Raw genomic sequence first — 17868 nt, 5'->3', positions numbered from 1 at the left:
GGAGTAACCTTAATATGGTTGGTAGTGAACGACTATAAGAACAAACGAAAATGATATAACGAATGCAGTTTCATTATTTGTATACAGAGTTAGTTTTATATTAAAATAAAATAGGTTTTAAAAACAAAGATAGTGTGAAACTATAGGAGCTGTTCTAGCGATGAAATGGATTTTATTTGATAAAGATGGCACAATCATATATTTCGACCGTAGTTGGATGAAGATTGGTTTACAACTTGTAGATGATTTTATGGAAGTTTACCAAGATGAAATTGGTGATAGAGAGGCAGCGTATGCACATTTAGGTGTAGTAGATGAAGAAATTCAACCAGGTACGATTATGGCTTCAGGTGCCTTAGATGAAATGGTTCAAGCATTCTGTGATATTGCAGGTCAAGATGTTACTGAATGGGCACAAAGTAGAAGCCAAACACTTGTAGATAATCGTGTTCCAGAAAATGTCTTAGTAGAAGGTATTGAGGATACACTCGAAACATTGAAACGCCAAGGTTATAAGATGGGAATTGTAACAAGTGATTCTAAAAAAGGTGTGGAGCAGTTTCTAGAAATTACGAAATTCGATCATTTCTTTGATGTGGTTATTTCAACAGAAGCAAACGCAGTTGAAAAACCAAATCCAGAAGTACTTAATCCGTTATTTGATCATTATGATGTAGCGCCTAAAGATGTAGCTATTGTAGGTGATACTGCAAATGATATGCAAACAGGTGTTAATGCGAAATTAGGCTTGAAAATCGCAGTGTTAACAGGCGTCGGTTTAGAACAAGAATTTACAAATGCAGATTACATAGTAGAAACTGCAAATGATGTTGTGAAAATAATAAATCAATAGGCTTAACCACTAAATTATGTCATAATATACGTAACGTATATTATGATTTTTTTTATTTAATATAAGTGTCGAGGTGATTAGATGATTGATGGTAAATACGCCGATTATCAAGGTGAAACTTATAAAGTAGTGGAAATTATTAGTAATGAAGTTGTATTGGTCACTGAAGACGAGCGAGCTTTAGCGCATGGTTTTGAAGCAAATACAACAAATTATACGGCACACACGTTGTATTTTAAACATGTTGCGCGCGATGATATAGATGAACTGTATGCACTGTACCAAGAAGCGAGGTACGGTGGTGCTGTGTTTGACCTCTATCAAGATACTGAAGGACAATTATATATTGGTACCGAAGACCAAGATAAGGCTAGCACCTTTGGTTTAGTACAAACAGATGAATATTACTATAGTAAATATGTGACAGAAGATGAAATTGAAAAAATCATTTATCGACGTCATATTGAATAAATTATGATACCCGAATAAAAAAGTCACTCCGACTAAAAAGTTTAGTGGGAGTGACTTTTTATGCAAAGTTAGAGTCTAGCGTTGATCAACTTTACGGTATGTGTCAATGACATGGCGTATTTTATCGATAACTGGGTTTAATGATTCGGGATCTTCGTGTAAGTCATATTCATTAATGTTTACACGAACCACAGGGCACGCGTTAAATTCGGAAATCCAATCTTCATAGCGTTGGAATAACTTTTGCCAATATGCTACATCTGTCTCAATTTCCATTTGACGACCACGTTGTTTAATTCGTTGAATCACATCTTCATAGTCACATTCTAAATAAATTAAGACGTCTGGTTTAGGGAAGTAAGGTGTCATTACCATAGCGTTGAACAGCTCAGAATAAGTTTGGAAGTCTTCAGGACTCATTGTTCCTTGTTCTTCATGCATTTTGGCAAAAATATCAACATCTTCATAAATAGAACGATCTTGAATAAAACCGCCTCCGTATTCAAACATACGTTTTTGTTCTTTAAAGCGTTCTGCTAAGAAATAAATTTGTAAATGGAAACTCCAACGTTCAAAGTCATTATAAAATTTATCGAGGTATGGATTATTATCGACGTTTTCAAATGAAGTTTTAAAGTTAAAGCGTTCTGCTAAAGCCTTTGTTAAGGTTGATTTACCAACGCCTACTGTACCAGCGATAGTAATTACAGCATCTTGTGGAATACCATATTTATTCATGCTCATGTCCTCCAATAAGTGGTTTCACTAATTCTAAAATATAATTATAATCTTTATCATACTTAACAAAGTCAAGTTGAGTAGTATCGATTCGTATAACACGTGCGCCCTCTGATTTAAGAGATTCATAATATGCATTATAGTCACGCTTTAGATTTAATAAATAATCATCTGCAATTTGATGTTCGAAGCTACGATTACGATGTGCAATACGTGTTTTTAGCATTGCTAAATCAGCATCTAAGAAGATGATAATATTTGGCATTTCTAAATCTTCGGTTAAAATATCGTAGATTCTTGAGAATTTATTATATTCTGATGTGGTTAAGGTATTATTTGCAAATATCTTATTTTTATATATGTGATAATCACTAACAATTCCATTATCAATTAAAGCAAGATCTTGAAATTGCTTATACCGATTACATAAGAAGAACATTTCTGTTTGGAAACTCCATTTTGAAATGTCATCATAGAAATCTGATAAAAAAGGATTTTCTGTAATAATTTCTTTTTCTTCGTAATATTTATAAGTTTGACTGAGTTTATGTGCTAAAGAAGACTTTCCGACTCCAATCGGGCCTTCAATTGCGATAAAATGTTTTTTCATATTTTCCGCTCCAATGTTAAAATAGACATTAAATATTGTACCATATGTGAGGTGTGTGAGACACATGACAAATCACCAATTTTATATGAAAATGGCGATTGAAGAAGCTAAAAAAGCTGGCGATATAGGTGAAGTACCTATTGGCGCTGTGATTGTTAAGAATGATGAAATTATTGCAAGAGCACACAATTTAAGAGAATCAAAAAAAGATCCAACCGCACATGCAGAATATCTTGCTATTCAAAAAGCATCGAAGCTCTTAAAAAGTTGGCGATTGGAAGAGTGCCAACTTTATGTGACTTTAGAACCTTGTGTTATGTGTGCTGGTGCAATTGTGATGAGCCGTATTCCACATGTGATATATGGTGCAAAAGATCCCAAAGGGGGATGTGCGGGTAGTCTGATGGACCTCTTACAAGAACCTAGATTTAATCACCGTGCACAAGTAGAAATAGGTGTAATGGAAGAAGCATGTAGTCAATTATTGACTGAATTTTTTAGGAATATTAGAAAGAAGAAAAAAATCATACAAACAGCCGATAATACAAATAACTAAACTTTTGGTAGAATAAGAATATGTTACAAAATTATGGCAAATGAGAATGAGATGTAATTAAATTTGTGTAATCGATCTAAGAAGGGAACGAGGTAAACGAATGATAAACTTAATTGCTACTGACATGGATGGTACGTTACTTAATGCCGCACATGAAATATCCGAGGAAAATATTAAAGCCATTAAATATGCGCAGTCACAAGGTATTACTGTTGTTATAGCAACAGGCCGTGCTTTTTATGAGGCGAACGCACCCGTGAATCAAACAGATTTAAAAATGCCCTATATTTGTTTGAATGGTGCAGAAGTGAGAGATGAATCATTTAATATCATGAGCACTTCTAATTTGAACCGCGAATTAATCAATAGAATTACGCATGAACTCAAGAATGAAGATATCTATTACCAAGTGTATACAAACTTAGGTATCTATACAGAAAATCCGCAACGTGACTTAGAAATTTATATAGATATTGCTGAACGAGCAGGACAACATGCAGATGTAGAAAAGATTAAAGCTGGTATTCAAAAGCGTATTGATAACGGCACTTTAAAAGTGGTAGATAATTATGACAAAATTGAAGATACGCCAGGTGAAATTGTAATGAAAATTTTAGCGTTTGATAGTGATTTATCAAAAATTGACCGCGTCAGTGAAAAGTTAGCTCAATCAGAAAGTCTTGCAATATCATCATCATCTAGGGGTAATATTGAAATTACTCATTCAGATGCACAAAAAGGTATAGCTTTAGAAACAATTGCTGAACGACTAAATATTGACATGAAAAATGTTATGGCAATCGGTGATAACATGAATGACATTTCAATGCTTGAACGTGTAGGTTATTCTGTAGCCATGGATAATGCTGCGCCAGAAGTAAAAGTAGTAGCAACATACGCAACAGACTCTAATGAAGAAAGTGGCGTTGGTAAGGCGATTATGAAACTACTTAAGGAAAATAACGAAAAATAGTATGAGGTGAAGTAATAAATGAAAGGTTTAATTATAGTAGGTAGCGCGAAATTTGGTTCGCATACTACTGCATTATCAAAATATTTAAAAGGTCATTTTGAAGAGCATGACTTTGAAGTTGATATCTTCGATTTGGCAGAGCACCCAATCCATCAACTTGATGTATCTGGCGCTTCACAACCAAGTGAAGATTATAAAAACAATTTAAACATATTAAAGGAAAAAGCGAGAGCAGCAGACTTCTTTGTGTTAGGCAGTCCGAATTACCATGGTTCATATTCTGGTATTTTAAAAAATGCATTAGATCATTTAACAATGGATGATTTTAAAATGAAACCAGTTGGCTTGATTGGTAATAGTGGTGGTATTGTAAGTTCTGAACCATTATCACATTTACGACTGATTGTTAGAACGTTATTAGGTATTGCCGTGCCAACGCAAATCGCTACGCATGATACAGATTATAAAAAACTTGAAGATGGTACATTATACTTAGATAATGAAGAGTTCCAATTACGTGCGCGTTTATTTGTAGATCAAATAATCTCATTCGTTAAAAATAGCCCTTACGAACATTTAAAATAAGTTTAGAATGTCATTTCATTTATGAACGAAAACGGTGGTATTAATTAGCGTAAAATAGTTATAAAAGGGCGCAAAGACCGATATAATACATTACATCACAATAATGGGCTGGAACATTTATACGTTCCAGCCCATTAGTTATATAATAAACTTGGTTGATTAGCCTTTTCTATTTAATATCGTATCGACGATTAAATGATATTGCTTAATAATAGATTCTATTTTCGGAAAATCTATATCATGTAAGAAGATGCGTCTTTCATCATAAATGTCTCTTGATTTTTTAAACAATCCTAAGTTACTTAAATGATTAATTTGCACCGAAATAGGTGTGTTTTCAATATTTAAATGCTTTTTAAGTTCTACAGCATCTATTTTTTCTTTGTTGAGATAATTCAGTTTTTCTAGAATGACAATTTCTAAAAATGACATGTCTAAATTTTTCTTTAGGGCTCGTTTAATTGTATTTCTATTTTCTTCATAATAAATTGTATTCATAATTTCCCTCTCAATTCTTTTTAAACTTTGTATAAAGATTTGTCTTATTGGTTCACTTTATAGTGCACATCCAGATTGACTATGCCTTTAATAAGTTTTATTTATTTCAAGATTGATAGGGAGCATAGCCTTTAACCTTTTCAAACTGTTGTAAATAATTTTGAAACGTACGGAATTTATATATTTTCCATACGTTATCTAATGTATCTCCATTCAGTAATGAACAATTTGAAAAATGAATTTTTGCAGCAACAATGTATTGTGATAACGTACTACCCACAATCATTGTAAAAGTTCGAGATAAAAAACTAGAATTCACAAAAAATACTTCGGCAATTTGCTGACAATTTAACTTATCTTCTATATGGTTGTGGATGTAAATTGTTACATTTTTAATTAGCGCATATTTATAATTATTTGATTCATAGCCAAGTTGATTGTTACATACGCTTAATGTATGTATCGTTGTTAAAAGTGATAAGAACGTCTCCACAGGCACATGGCATTCTTCCTCTAAAGCTACAAAAATATTTGTAAATTGTGATTTTAATATATGATGCTCTCTATCTTCAAGATGTGTATCTATTCCTTTAGATATCGTTTGTTCAGTATCATTTATGTAATGATAGTTGTTTATTGACAAACAAAGTAAGTCAGCATCGATAGATATAAGCTCGATATATTCATAGTCATGGATGTAAAAAATATCACCAGAAATATATTGTTCAAATATGTCATTTTTTAATAATGTGACATTGCCTTTGGAGACCCAATAAATATTTAAAAAGTGCGGTGTACTTAGATTATAATCTGTGTTTTTTATAAGTTTATGAAGTTTAATTCTATAGTCCATCTTTAACATTACCCCACACTTATCGAATAAAAATTGATTTAAAGTTACTAGCATAATCATTTTAATATGGAAATCATATATAGAACATTAGTTAAAATTAAATGTTAATATTTATTTTTTTAAAATAGAGAAGTTGATTCTAAGTGAATGTTAAAATTTTAATCTAACATACTAAAATTTAATAAATCACAGCTTACAATACAGGTACATAAAATTTAAGTTATATATGCAAATAAAAAAGTGTACAAAATGTCGATGCTAATCAGACATTTTGTACACTTTTTAAAATTGCTATATTTTATTTTCTATATTTTAATTTTGCAAAGGCGTCATGTTGATGTATGGACTCTTCATTACGACATTCTATGTCGAATCCATCAAGCCATTCAAAACCGACTAAGTCTGCAGCGATTAAACGAATTAAATCTTCTACAAATCTTGGGTTTTCATAAGCGCGTTCTGTAACGCTTTTTTCATCTGGACGTTTAAGGATAGGGTATAATATAGAGCTTGCGTTCGCTTCCATGGCATCAAGAATTTTCCCTTTGTAATCGTCTACTAGCTCAACATCTTTGTTGATGTATGCTTTGACAGTTACAATACCACGTTGGTTATGGGCAGAGTATTCACTGATTTCTTTAGAACAAGGGCAGAGTGTCGTTACTGCAGCTTGAATAGTGATTTCCTTGCGCGTTACTTCTTTTTTATCTATTGCTAGACCATAAGTAACATCTGCATGACCCACAGCTTTAATTTGAGTTACTGGGCTGTGTCGATCAAAAAACCACTTTGCTGATACATCTAGGCCAGCAGCATTCTGGTTCATGCTTTCTTGTAAACTACGTAGCAGTTGATAAAGAGAGTCAAAGTCTAATTCGATACCATTATGATAGTGTTTTTCAACACTTTCTAAAATACGGCTCATATTGATACCTTTTTCATCTTGATTAAGGCTTGTTGAGAAACTAAAATTTCCAGCAGTTTGGAAACGATCAACAAGTACAGGGTATACAAGATTTTTAATGCCGACTTCTTCTATTTCAAATAAGAAGTCTTTATGCGTGCTTTGCAAGTCTTTCATGTTTTCTTTTACAGTTGGTTTAGTGCCTTCAATAGGGTCGACGGAACCGAAATGTTTCCAACGACCTTCTCGAGTAGATAAGTCAAATTCTGTCATGCTATTGCCTCCACTTAAGATTCAAAGTTATAAGTCCAATAAGGTTCTACTTCTAAGAAACTGTGCACTTCTCCAGGGACATCAGGTGTTGCTAATTGTTCTAAAAATGGTCCTGTTTGTGATGCATGTGCTTCAAATGCGCGAAGTTTTACCTCTTTATAATCACTGATCTCATTTAGAATGTCGGGTTCACCTAATTTTTCAGGTGCGTCATTACTAAATGCTACAAGTTGTAAACGTGGTCTTTCAGATGCTACCATACGACCAACAGTTCTTACGACTGCTTCAGCAGTAGCTTCATGGTCTGGGTGTACAGCGAACTGAGGATAGAAAGAAATAATCACAGATGGTTGTAATTCATCAATTAAAGATTTAACCATAGCATCCATTTCATCATGGGGTTCAAATTCAACCGTTTTATCTCTTAATCTCATTTTACGTAAATCAGTTATGCCTATTGCTTCCATAGCATTTTCTAATTCTTTTTCTCTAATGTCCGGTAATGTTTCACGTGTTGCAAAAGGTGGGTTACCTAAATTACGACCCATTTGCCCAAGTGTTAAACATGCATAAGTGACCGGAACGCCATTGTCGATATAACGTGCGAGTGTGCCTGCAGATGAGAATGATTCATCATCTGGGTGTGGAAAAATTACTAATACTTGGCTTTCCTCTGACATAATACGCCTCCTTAAGCTTTAAATGGTTGAGTACTTATTTCTAACGCAGCAGCTAATTGACCTTCATAGTTAAATCCTGCTAATAGAAACTCGCCATTTTCATTTACTTCGTAATGTGTTAACCCTTGAACATAAACCCAGCCGTTATCTTTTAATTTGAGTCCAACACGGAAAGGGTCTTTGTTGCCGCCTTTAAGTTGCGCATGTTCATAAGTAACTTGAATATTTCTTAAAAAGGTTCCTGCATTAAATACACGTTGGTCAAAGTGTGCAGCGTAAGCACCATTTGTTGTTTCGACATGTAGGTATACAGGTTTATGCTCATATGAAGAAAGTAAAGATTGTACTTTTTCATGATTGATTTCTTCCAAAATTTTGCCTCCTTGCTTTCAAAACCCAACATTACAAAATTCATTTGATTTAAATTTAGTACAAATAATGTACTCTAAAATATATCTACAGTCTAGTTTAAACCGACTTTTGTACATTTGCTACCTGAAAAGTAAATTTTATATACCAGAATTGTACTGTAATTTTGATTATCTATCCATTTTACTAAAAACAGCAATAGAAATGTATAACTCTGCTCATTTTATTGTAAATAATTTATATTCTATAAAATGATGTGAGTTATAAAATTCAAATTCTTTTAAAAGCATCAGAAAAACGTATAATATATGTTGTAATCATATGTAGTATAAAGTAGTTTGATCATCTTAATAGGAGGACATTTGTTTATGAAAATAACAAATCTTGGAACGAGAAGTTATGCTTCTTTTTATGTAGCTTGTGAATTATACAAGCAGATGAGTCAACAATGTCATAGTAAATTAGGGTTAGCTACAGGCGGTACCATGGTCGAAGTCTATAAATTTTTAGTCGAGCTATTAAATAAAAACAAGTTAGACGTATCTCAAATAGAAACGTTTAATTTAGACGAATATGTTGGTATTGATGCTACACACGTACAAAGTTATCACACATATATGAACGAAGTATTATTCAAACGTTATCCCCACTTTAATCCGTCATTAGTTCATATTCCAAATGGAATTGCGGAGAATTTAGATGAAGAAACAAAACGTTATGAATATTTGATAAATCAACAAGGCCCAGTAGACATTCAAATATTAGGCATCGGCGAAAATGGGCACATTGGTTTTAACGAGCCTGGTACAGATGTGAATAGCGCAACACATGTTGTAAATTTAACAGAAAGCACGATTAATGCGAATAGTCGCTATTTTGAAAATGAAGATGAAGTACCAAATCAGGCTATTTCTATGGGACTTTCTACAATTTTAAAAGCGCAGAGAATCATTTTACTCGCATTTGGAGAGAAGAAAAGAGCGGCTATTGAGAAATTAGCTGAAAATGAAGTGAATAGTGATGTGCCAGCTACAATATTACATGCACATCCTAATGTAGAAATTTATGTTGATGATGATGCAGCACCTAGGATATAGTGACTGAGTTTTAATCATACAGAAAAGGGTAAACATTTTAAGCGTAAGATTTTAAAACGTAAGCTTAGTCCAATAGGGCTTTGATAATCTAATTCAAGAAGGGATGATCATTTTGGAATTACAACTAGCAATTGATTTATTAAACAAAGAGGAAGCGGCAGAGCTTGCAAATAAAGTTAAAGACTATGTAGATATTGTAGAAATTGGTACACCGATTGTGATAAATGAAGGGTTACCAGCAGTACAACATTTAAATGATAATATTGAAGGCGTTAAAGTTTTAGCTGACCTTAAAATTATGGACGCAGCAGACTATGAAGTAAGCCAAGCAGTGAAGTTTGGGGCAGATGTTGTAACTATTTTAGGTGTTGCTGAAGATGCTTCTATCAAGGCTGCAGTAGAAGAAGCACATAAACATGGTAAAGAATTATTAGTCGATATGATAGCAGTACAAGATTTACAAAAACGTGCAAAAGAATTAGATGAATTAGGTGCGGACTATATTGCAGTTCACACTGGTTATGATTTACAGGCTGAGGGCGAATCACCATTAGAAAGTTTACGCCAGGTGAAATCAGTAATTAAAAGTTCTAAAGTTGCGGTAATCGGTGGTATTAAACCGGATACGATTAAAGAAGTGGTAGCAGAAGACCCAGATTTAGTTGTAGTTGGTGGCGGTATTGCTAATGCAGATGATCCGGTAGAAGCTGCAAAACAATGTAAAGATGCGATTGAAGGCAGATAATATGACTGAAATTACAAACTATCGTCTAATCTTAGATGAACTAGACCATACCCTTTCGCATGTGAAAGATAATGAAGCTGAAGTTTTTTTAGCACAGGTCGTTAAAGCGAAACAAGTTTTTGTTGCTGGAAAGGGTCGCTCTGGCTTTGTAGCAAATAGTTTTGCCATGCGTTTAAATCAACTAGGCAAATATGCATATGTTGTTGGAGAGTCCACGACACCTTCCATCACTTCAGAAGATTTATTTGTAATTATTTCTGGATCAGGAAAAACTGAACACTTGAAACTTTTAGCTGATAAAGCTAAAAGTGTGGGCGCTGAAGTTGTTTTATTGACGACAAGTCCAAATTCACCAATTGGTCAATTGACTAATGCAATTATTGAGTTGCCAGCGGGTACTAAATACGATGCAGAAGGCTCGGCTCAACCACTAGGCAGTTTATTCGAACAAGCATCACAAATATTCTTAGACAGCATCGTTTTAGATTTAATGTCAGAACTGAATATTGATGAAGAAACCATGCAACAAAACCATGCAAATTTAGAATAATAAAGATGTTCAAGAGGTTAGCATATAAATCGCTAACGTCTTTTAACTGTCAACAAGTCTTCGACTTTGTTGGCAGTTTTTTTGTGCGTAATTTTTGTGAATAAATAAGACTTTAAATTGTACACTATAGTTAATAATATTACTACTAACATTACTATCTTATTTATATGTAGAGATAAGATATAATTAAAATAGTGGTTGTTTATATTTATTATGTCGTTGGAATTTATATTATAAATATATAACGTATTTATAATTGTTTTGTGATTTGTTAAAAGTAAAGGCTTTCAAAAAAAGTATATATATTTTAATATTGATTAAATAGATAAAAATAAATAAATTTGGTTAACAAAAAAATTCTAACCAATTAGGCATGGTTAATAATATAAAGCTAGGATATATTGATGTTTTAGCATCTAATGAGATGAAGGTGAGATGTTTGAAGAAACGACAATGGAAATTAAGTACAATAATTATTATTTTTGTGTGTATTGTTGTGCTAATTTCTTTAGTTATTACTAGTATTTTGATAGGTAATACAGTTAAAAACTCTATTCATAAAACTGCTGAAGAGAAGGCCGAAGCTGTGTCTAGAACAACGGCGCAATCGAATATTGTCAAAAGAGGTTTGAAAGATAAAAGTAAGGAGCAACAAATACAGCGTTATGCTTCAGAAATTAAATCAGCTACAGATGTCAGTTTTATTGTTGTTATGGATATGAATAGTATAAGAAAATCGCATCCCAATTCTGATTTAATAGGTAAAAAGTTTCAAGGAGGAGATGAATCCCCAGCCTTAAAAGGTAAAGAAATCATAACTGAATCTAAAGGAACTTTAGGCAAATCGTTAAGATCGTTTACCCCAATTTATGACAATGGTGAACAGATTGGTTTAGTCGCAGTTGGCATTCCAATTGAAACTGTAAATGAAGCATTTGCATCGGGAATGAAAGATATTTGTATTGGTCTGATTATAGGTTTGTTTTTCGGTATTGTAGGTGCATATTTATTAGCAAGATATATTAAAAAGATACTACATGGTTTAGAACCTGCAATTATTGCAAAACGATTAGAAGAAAGAAATACGATGTTGCAATCTGTACATGAAGGTATCGTTGCAGTAGATAGAGAAGGTAAAATTAATTTGGTAAATAAATCAGCTATACAAATATTTAAAAGAGCGGGGTTAGCTGCATATCCAATTGGCATGAAAATAAATGAATATTTGGATTCAACGCAATTAGATAAAGTGGTAGAGATTGGACAACCTCAAGTTGATGATGAACAAAATATTAACGGCGTGAAAATATTGGTTAACAGAGTACCATTATATGTTAATAACCAAATCGTTGGCGCAATTTCAACTTTTAGAGATAAGACAGAGATGAATAGATTATCTGAACAGCTAGTTGGGGTGAAAACTTATGCGGAAACATTAAGAGCACAATCTCATGAATTTAGTAATAGGTTACATGTTATTATGGGCATGTTACAAATGGAAAATTATGAGGAAGTAAAACAATATATTCGAGAAATTGTGAGTTATAGTGCTCAAGAAAATGTTAATATTGCTACACAAATTAAAGATGCAGCATTGGCAGGGTTTCTAATTGGTAAATTGAGTTTGACTAGAGAGAAAAATATAGAATTAACGATTCATATAAATGAAGTGGTTCCCGAACCTCGTGATAGTCGATTAACACATGAAATTATTACCGTAATTGGTAATTTAATTGATAATAGTATAGATGCTTTAGAGCATCAGAATGACAAAATAATTAAAGTTAATTTAAACTATACACAACAAAAGTTAAAATTTGATATAACGGATTCTGGGGAAGGTCTAACACCACATATGCAACATAAAATCTTCGAAAAAGGTTACTCTACAAAAGGTAATAATAGGGGATATGGTCTATATTTAATAAAAGAAAGTGTTAAGAAGCTCAATGGCTCGATTAAAGTCGATAAAGATTTGGATGGACGCACTAAATTTATAGTTGAAATCCCATATGATTGAAAGAAGGGGTAAAGATGATTGATGTATTAATTGTTGAAGATGATCCGATGGTCGCTCAATTAAACAAGCAATTTTTAGAAAAAATAGAAGGATTTAATATAAACGATATCGTACATAACATTAAAGATGGCACAGCAATACTTCAATGTAAGAAGGTTGATTTGGTGTTATTAGATGTCTATTTACCAGATGAAAGTGGATTAACATTGCTAAATTATATACGTCAGCATCAGTTGAAAACAGACGCGATCCTAATTACTGCAGCTTCAGACATAGAAAAAGTTCAAACTGCACTACACTATGGAGTGGTTGATTACTTAATTAAACCATTTGAATTTGAAAGATTTGAACAAGCATTAGTTAAATATAAGAATAAATTTCAAATATTTAACCAACGTGAAGTAGTAGATCAAACCGCGTTAGATGAGGCTCTACTTAATAAGCGCAATACCATTCATGAAACTAAAGCGACACTCCCTAAAGGTTTAACGAAGAGTACATTGCAAGCGATTGTTAATAATGTAAATCAATCAGAAAAAAGTGAGTTTTCTACGGCAGAAATTGCAGAAGCGGCCCATATATCTAGAGTTTCTGTACGTAAATATTTAAAGTTTTTAGTAGAAATAGATATTCTTGAAGAGTCGCTCACTTATGGCATTGGTAGACCAGTTTATTTATATAAGTTCAAAAAGAAAAATATCGATTTTCTACAAAGATATATATCAATTACCTAGAAAGTATTTAATAGTGCCTCAAGTAAATCTTTGTAGTGTTCATAACTGCAGATTTAATATCTACTGCTCAACTTGCATTATGATTGAAGTCTAAAGTTCAAAAAGGTATCTAATTAGTTTATAATTAGAATTAATTAACTTTAGGAGTGTTTTTTTGAAATACTTTTTAATTACTATGGGTGTATTATTTACAATTATTGGTTTTGTAGGAGCTGTATTACCGCTATTACCTACGACTCCATTTTTGTTAGTTGCTGTTATTTGTTTTTCCAAGAGCTCGGAGAGATTTGAAAACTGGTTAGTAAATACTAAAGTTTATATAACTTATGTAGAAAGTTTTAAAAACAACAAAGGCTATACTTTGAAAAATAAATTCAAGTTATTGATTAGTGTTTATATTGTTGTTGGATTTTCGATTTTTATGATAGATCATTCATTAATAAGACTAGGTTTGGTAATAATGCTGATCATCCAAACAATTGTACTATTTACAGTTGTTAAAACATTACCTAAGCATTTTTAAGCCTGAAAATTAGAAATAAGCAATAATAAGATGGCGATGGCGATTAAACTATATTCAACTTTTGTTTTGACTATTTGTATTTATAAAAGATAGAAATGGACAAATGATCATATGTAATCTCACAAACTCAATAAGCAGATTACAAGTGATGGTTTAAAAATAATGGTATATGGTCGATGTGCATAAAAACTAGTTTTTTAAGCATTATCCTTTATAAATGGAGGATTGAAAATGAAATTTATCAGTATTATTTTGGGTATTTTAGTGATACTTTCTTGGTTGTTTGTGCTTAAAGCGTACAAACAAGGAAATGAGAAAACAGAAAAAGGTAAGACAGTCATCCTAATTGCTTGTGCTTTGACTTTTGTAATGACATTAATGAATTTCTTTGACTAGTTAGAAACTTGAACATAATGCTAATTGGTTTTAAAAGTTATAGATTTAAATTTTATAAATTCTAGTAATTATATTACATAATATGAATAGAAAAGCTCCCCGAAATCTATATAGTCGATTTCGGGGAGCTTTTTAACAAGAAAATTATTTTATTCTTTTAAATATAGTTGAAACAATAGCACATAAAATTGTAATACAAAGTAATACACATAAAAGGATAAAGCTACTGCCAGCGACATTAAATCCCATTTCAAAAGTAGTATTACGCTTATGCATATAGAAATTTATAATTATAGTCATTACCACGCCAATAAAGGAAAGTATGCCTATAATATCAATCATTAATTTAGCGTAAGGGTACTTGATATTTTTTATAACCTGGGTAATAAATGATTATTAAAATAACTCTACTTGTAATAATCTTTAAACCAAAATATTATTCTGTTTACCCGTTATTATTCAATAATGTTACATATTTTTGATTTTTTTAATTACAAAAAGATTTAAAAATTTACATAATCTATCATTCCTCCTCGTTTAGCAATATTATGAAAATATTCATTATTTAAGGGGGATGTCAATGATATCTAAAAGTGAAATGAAAGCGCTTACTATAGATGGGGTAGAAAAAGATGACCGAATATGGTCGAAATTAACGCATATGAAGGTAGGGGTTATACCTTTACCTCTCTATATAACATTAGCAGTAATCATATTTATTGCCTCTGTTTACAATGCGTTACCGGCTGATATGATCGGTGGTTTTGCAATCATTATGATTTTAGGGGTATTGTTTGGTGATTTAGGAATGAAAATTCCAATTTTAAAAGATATAGGTGGTCCTGCAATTTTAGCTTTATTAATACCATCTACTTTAGTCTTTTTAGGTGTGTTTAATACAGCTTCGATGAACGCCGTTACAACGTTAATGAAAACATCAAACTTCTTATATTTTTATATTTCATGTCTCGTTGTCGGTAGTATTTTAGGAATGAAGAGTAAAGTTTTAATACAGGGGTTTACCCGTATGTTTATTCCGTTAATTGTAGGTACTTTAACAGCGGTTATTGTTGGATTACTTGTAGGTATGTTATTTGGTTATGAAATTAAGCATACATTATTTTATATTATTGTACCTATTATTGGTGGAGGAATTGGAGAAGGCATTTTACCTTTATCAATAGCATATTCATCAATTTTAGGAGAGTCTGCCGAATCCTTTGTTGCACAAATGATACCAGCAGCTGTTATTGGTAATATTATTGCAGTAGTGACAGCTGGATTAATGATGAGACTAGGTGAAAAGAAAAAATCATTATCTGGTAATGGGACATTGGTAAAAGCATCTGATGATAAAGAGATGGCAGCTGATACAAACGATGATAATAAGAAAGTAGATTTTTCACTTATGGGAGCAGGATTATTAATAGCCTGTACATTCTTTGTTTTTGGTGATCTTGCACACAAGTTTATTGGCATCCCAGGACCAGTTATTATGATTTTATTGGCTACATTGATTAAATGTTTACAATTAATGCCTAATAAAATGGAACAAGGTGCACACCAGCTATACAAATTTATATCGACAAGTTTGACTTGGCCACTTATGGTTGGTCTAGGTATGTTGTATATACCATTAGAGGAAGTTGTTAAGATTGTTTCACCTGCATATATTGTGATTTGCGCTTCAGTGGTTATAACGATGATTGGCTCAGGATTTTTTGTCGGCAAATTGATGAAAATGTATCCAGTTGATGCTGCGATTGTTACAGGGTGTCATAGTGGCTTAGGTGGCACAGGTGATGTTGCAATTTTATCAGCATCAAAACGCATGTCATTAATGCCATTTGCGCAAGTAGCAACAAGATTAGGTGGCGTATCAACAGTAATAGCTGCAACATTCTTAATGAAATTATTAAGCTAGTAAGAATGCATTCACAACTATTTATAAATAAAAGACGAAATAACAATTAATTAAGGGAGTAGAAATACATGACTATAAAAAACTATAAAACTGAATCTATAGAGCTTCATAAAAAACATGCAGGGAAATTGGAAATTAATAGTAAAGTAGATGTGAATACGCAAGAAGATTTAAGTACAGTATACACACCCGGGGTTTCAGAAGTGTGTAATGTAATTGCTGAAGATGAAGAAAAGGTAAATACATTGACGTCTAGAGGTAATATGATTGGTATTGTTTCAGACGGGACAGCGGTTTTGGGGTTAGGTGATATTGGGCCTAAAGCTGCGATACCAGTCATGGAAGGAAAGAGTATATTATTCAAAAAGTTTGCGGACTTAGATGCATTTCCTATTTGTTTGGATACTAAAGATACTGAAGAAATTATTAATATTATAAAAGCACTTCAACCTAATTTTGCAGGAATAAATTTAGAAGATATTGCAGCACCTCGTTGTTTTGAAATTGAAAAAAGATTAAAAGAAGCATTAGATATTCCTGTATTTCATGACGATCAACATGGAACGGCTATTGTTGTGCTTGCTGCATTAATTAATGCATTAAAAGTAGTAGAGAAAGAAGATTACGAAGTACAAATAGTAATTAATGGAGCAGGGTCAGCAGGTATTGCAATTGCGCAAATATTATTAAGTGCTGGATATAAAGATATCGTATTATTAAGTATTGAAGGCGTAGTTTGTCAAGGCGAGACATGGATGAATGATGCACAAAAAGCAATTGCTGAAGTGACTAATTTAACGCAAAAACGCGGTGGTTTAGATGATGTAATTCAAGAGGCAGATGTATTCATAGGCGTTTCAGCACCTAATGTTTTAAATGAAAGTCACGTTAAAGCGATGAGCGATCAGCCAATTATCTTTGCATTAGCCAATCCAATACCTGAAATATTTCCAGAGGAAGCAATTGCTGCGGGAGCTGCTGTTGTAGGAACTGGACGTTCTGATTATCCAAATCAAATTAATAATTTACTAGCGTTCCCAGGTATCTTTAGAGGCATTTTAAATGCGCGTAAGCAGAATATTACGAACGAAATGAAAGTAGCTGCTGCACAGGGTATTGCAAATGTTATTTCTGAAAATGAATTAAGTAAAGACTATGTAATTCCACATGCATTAAATTCAGAAGTGGTAACAACGGTAGCCAATGCAGTTGAGAAATCAGCTTTGGAAACAGTCCATAAATAAATTGATTTAAATGAAGTGGATGATTGATATAGTCAATAATTGTAACTGATTTTTAAACTTACTCAAAGTTACCAATATTAAAAATTCTATTTCTTATAAATGTTGTTGAGAGTATTCTAAATCGTATAATAAATGAGGTCGATATGAGTCGAGGATGATGTTTCTGTTCTGAAATCATGTCGACTTTTTTATTTAAAATGGAATTATTGTATAGAAATCGTAATAATATAATATAAAAGCATTTGCAAAAGAAACAGTATATAGCTACACCG

At 32.4% G+C, this 17868-nt stretch carries 21 protein-coding genes; 14 read left to right on the top strand and 7 right to left on the bottom strand.

Annotated elements, in window-relative coordinates; all coding sequences use genetic code 11:
- Positions 1-160 precede the first annotated feature (160 nt).
- Positions 161-853, top strand: a complete 693-nt coding sequence (locus ACSUE0_RS08685; protein WP_119614489.1) for an HAD family hydrolase — start codon at positions 161-163, stop codon at positions 851-853.
- A gap of 81 nt (positions 854-934) precedes the next feature.
- Entirely contained in the window at positions 935-1324 is a 390-nt protein-coding gene (locus ACSUE0_RS08680) for a hypothetical protein (RefSeq protein WP_119614488.1), read from the top strand.
- Between the two features lie 75 nt (positions 1325-1399).
- Here the strand turns inward: ACSUE0_RS08680 and ACSUE0_RS08675 are convergent, their stop codons facing one another.
- Positions 1400-2062, bottom strand: coding sequence for a deoxynucleoside kinase (locus ACSUE0_RS08675; protein WP_017723521.1), 663 nt, complete (start codon positions 2060-2062; stop codon positions 1400-1402).
- Entirely contained in the window at positions 2055-2672 is a 618-nt protein-coding gene (locus ACSUE0_RS08670) for a deoxynucleoside kinase (protein ID WP_119614487.1), read from the bottom strand. Before ACSUE0_RS08670 ends, ACSUE0_RS08675 begins: the two co-directional genes overlap by 8 nt.
- A gap of 64 nt (positions 2673-2736) precedes the next feature.
- Here ACSUE0_RS08670 and tadA point away from each other — a divergent pair, with 64 nt between their 5' ends.
- The 3 genes from tadA to ACSUE0_RS08655 all read left to right on the top strand — a co-directional run bounded on the left by tadA (position 2737) and on the right by ACSUE0_RS08655 (position 4786).
- Positions 2737-3228 carry a tRNA adenosine(34) deaminase TadA gene (gene tadA, locus ACSUE0_RS08665; protein ID WP_042363241.1) on the top strand — a complete coding sequence of 164 codons (492 nt, stop codon included), beginning with the start codon at positions 2737-2739 and terminating at the stop codon, positions 3226-3228.
- Positions 3229-3328: 100 nt separating this feature from the next.
- Positions 3329-4201: a Cof-type HAD-IIB family hydrolase gene (locus tag ACSUE0_RS08660; RefSeq protein WP_107531586.1), complete on the top strand. Its 873-nt coding sequence runs from the start codon at positions 3329-3331 to the stop codon at positions 4199-4201.
- Positions 4202-4219: 18 nt separating this feature from the next.
- Entirely contained in the window at positions 4220-4786 is a 567-nt protein-coding gene (locus ACSUE0_RS08655; RefSeq protein ID WP_119614486.1) for an NADPH-dependent FMN reductase, read from the top strand.
- 159 nt (positions 4787-4945) lie between these two features.
- Here the strand turns inward: ACSUE0_RS08655 and ACSUE0_RS08650 are convergent, their stop codons facing one another.
- The 5 genes from ACSUE0_RS08650 to ACSUE0_RS08630 form a co-directional block, all read right to left on the bottom strand.
- Entirely contained in the window at positions 4946-5284 is a 339-nt protein-coding gene (locus ACSUE0_RS08650) for a transcriptional regulator, SarA/Rot family (RefSeq protein ID WP_119614485.1), read from the bottom strand.
- Between the two features lie 106 nt (positions 5285-5390).
- A complete protein-coding gene (locus ACSUE0_RS08645) occupies positions 5391-6137 on the bottom strand; it encodes a transcriptional regulator (protein ID WP_436956983.1) in 747 nt (248 codons plus the stop codon).
- A gap of 298 nt (positions 6138-6435) precedes the next feature.
- Positions 6436-7314, bottom strand: coding sequence for a GTP cyclohydrolase FolE2 (gene folE2, locus ACSUE0_RS08640; protein WP_039068917.1), 879 nt, complete (start codon positions 7312-7314; stop codon positions 6436-6438).
- 14 nt (positions 7315-7328) lie between these two features.
- The gene (gene bshB2 / locus ACSUE0_RS08635) at positions 7329-7994 is read right to left on the bottom strand and encodes a bacillithiol biosynthesis deacetylase BshB2 (protein ID WP_436956981.1); all 666 of its coding nucleotides are present in this window, start codon (positions 7992-7994) and stop codon (positions 7329-7331) included.
- An 11-nt stretch (positions 7995-8005) separates the two neighbouring features.
- Entirely contained in the window at positions 8006-8365 is a 360-nt protein-coding gene (locus ACSUE0_RS08630; protein ID WP_017723530.1) for a YojF family protein, read from the bottom strand.
- A 366-nt stretch (positions 8366-8731) separates the two neighbouring features.
- Here ACSUE0_RS08630 and nagB point away from each other — a divergent pair, with 366 nt between their 5' ends.
- From nagB to ACSUE0_RS08585, 9 genes are all read left to right on the top strand, one after another.
- Positions 8732-9460, top strand: coding sequence for a glucosamine-6-phosphate deaminase (gene nagB, locus ACSUE0_RS08625; protein ID WP_119614933.1), 729 nt, complete (start codon positions 8732-8734; stop codon positions 9458-9460).
- A gap of 112 nt (positions 9461-9572) precedes the next feature.
- Positions 9573-10205 (top strand): 3-hexulose-6-phosphate synthase, encoded by a 633-nt coding sequence (gene hxlA / locus ACSUE0_RS08620; protein ID WP_029377852.1) that lies wholly within the window; start codon positions 9573-9575, stop codon positions 10203-10205.
- A gap of 1 nt (position 10206) precedes the next feature.
- Complete coding sequence (hxlB, locus tag ACSUE0_RS08615; RefSeq protein ID WP_436956978.1) at positions 10207-10755, top strand: 6-phospho-3-hexuloisomerase; 549 nt, start codon at positions 10207-10209, stop codon at positions 10753-10755.
- A gap of 439 nt (positions 10756-11194) precedes the next feature.
- Positions 11195-12775, top strand: coding sequence for a DcuS/MalK family sensor histidine kinase (dcuS, locus tag ACSUE0_RS08610; RefSeq protein WP_119614935.1), 1581 nt, complete (start codon positions 11195-11197; stop codon positions 12773-12775).
- Between the two features lie 14 nt (positions 12776-12789).
- Complete coding sequence (locus tag ACSUE0_RS08605) at positions 12790-13509, top strand: response regulator (RefSeq protein ID WP_119614936.1); 720 nt, start codon at positions 12790-12792, stop codon at positions 13507-13509.
- Positions 13510-13663: 154 nt separating this feature from the next.
- Entirely contained in the window at positions 13664-14032 is a 369-nt protein-coding gene (locus ACSUE0_RS08600) for a YbaN family protein (RefSeq protein ID WP_119614937.1), read from the top strand.
- Positions 14033-14263: 231 nt separating this feature from the next.
- On the top strand, positions 14264-14428 hold the full coding sequence (locus ACSUE0_RS08595) for a hypothetical protein (protein WP_182475179.1): 165 nt from the start codon (positions 14264-14266) through the stop codon (positions 14426-14428).
- 580 nt (positions 14429-15008) lie between these two features.
- Positions 15009-16352 carry a 2-hydroxycarboxylate transporter family protein gene (locus ACSUE0_RS08590; protein ID WP_436956975.1) on the top strand — a complete coding sequence of 448 codons (1344 nt, stop codon included), beginning with the start codon at positions 15009-15011 and terminating at the stop codon, positions 16350-16352.
- Positions 16353-16420: 68 nt separating this feature from the next.
- On the top strand, positions 16421-17596 hold the full coding sequence (locus tag ACSUE0_RS08585; RefSeq protein ID WP_119613681.1) for an NAD(P)-dependent malic enzyme: 1176 nt from the start codon (positions 16421-16423) through the stop codon (positions 17594-17596).
- Positions 17597-17868 lie beyond the last annotated feature (272 nt).

It is taken from the genome of Staphylococcus sp. AS1337 (assembly GCF_051408735.1).
Taxonomy (GTDB): domain Bacteria; phylum Bacillota; class Bacilli; order Staphylococcales; family Staphylococcaceae; genus Staphylococcus; species Staphylococcus xylosus_B.
The sequence above is the reverse complement of the archived record's forward strand: the minus strand, read 5'-3'. Positions and strand labels throughout refer to the sequence as shown.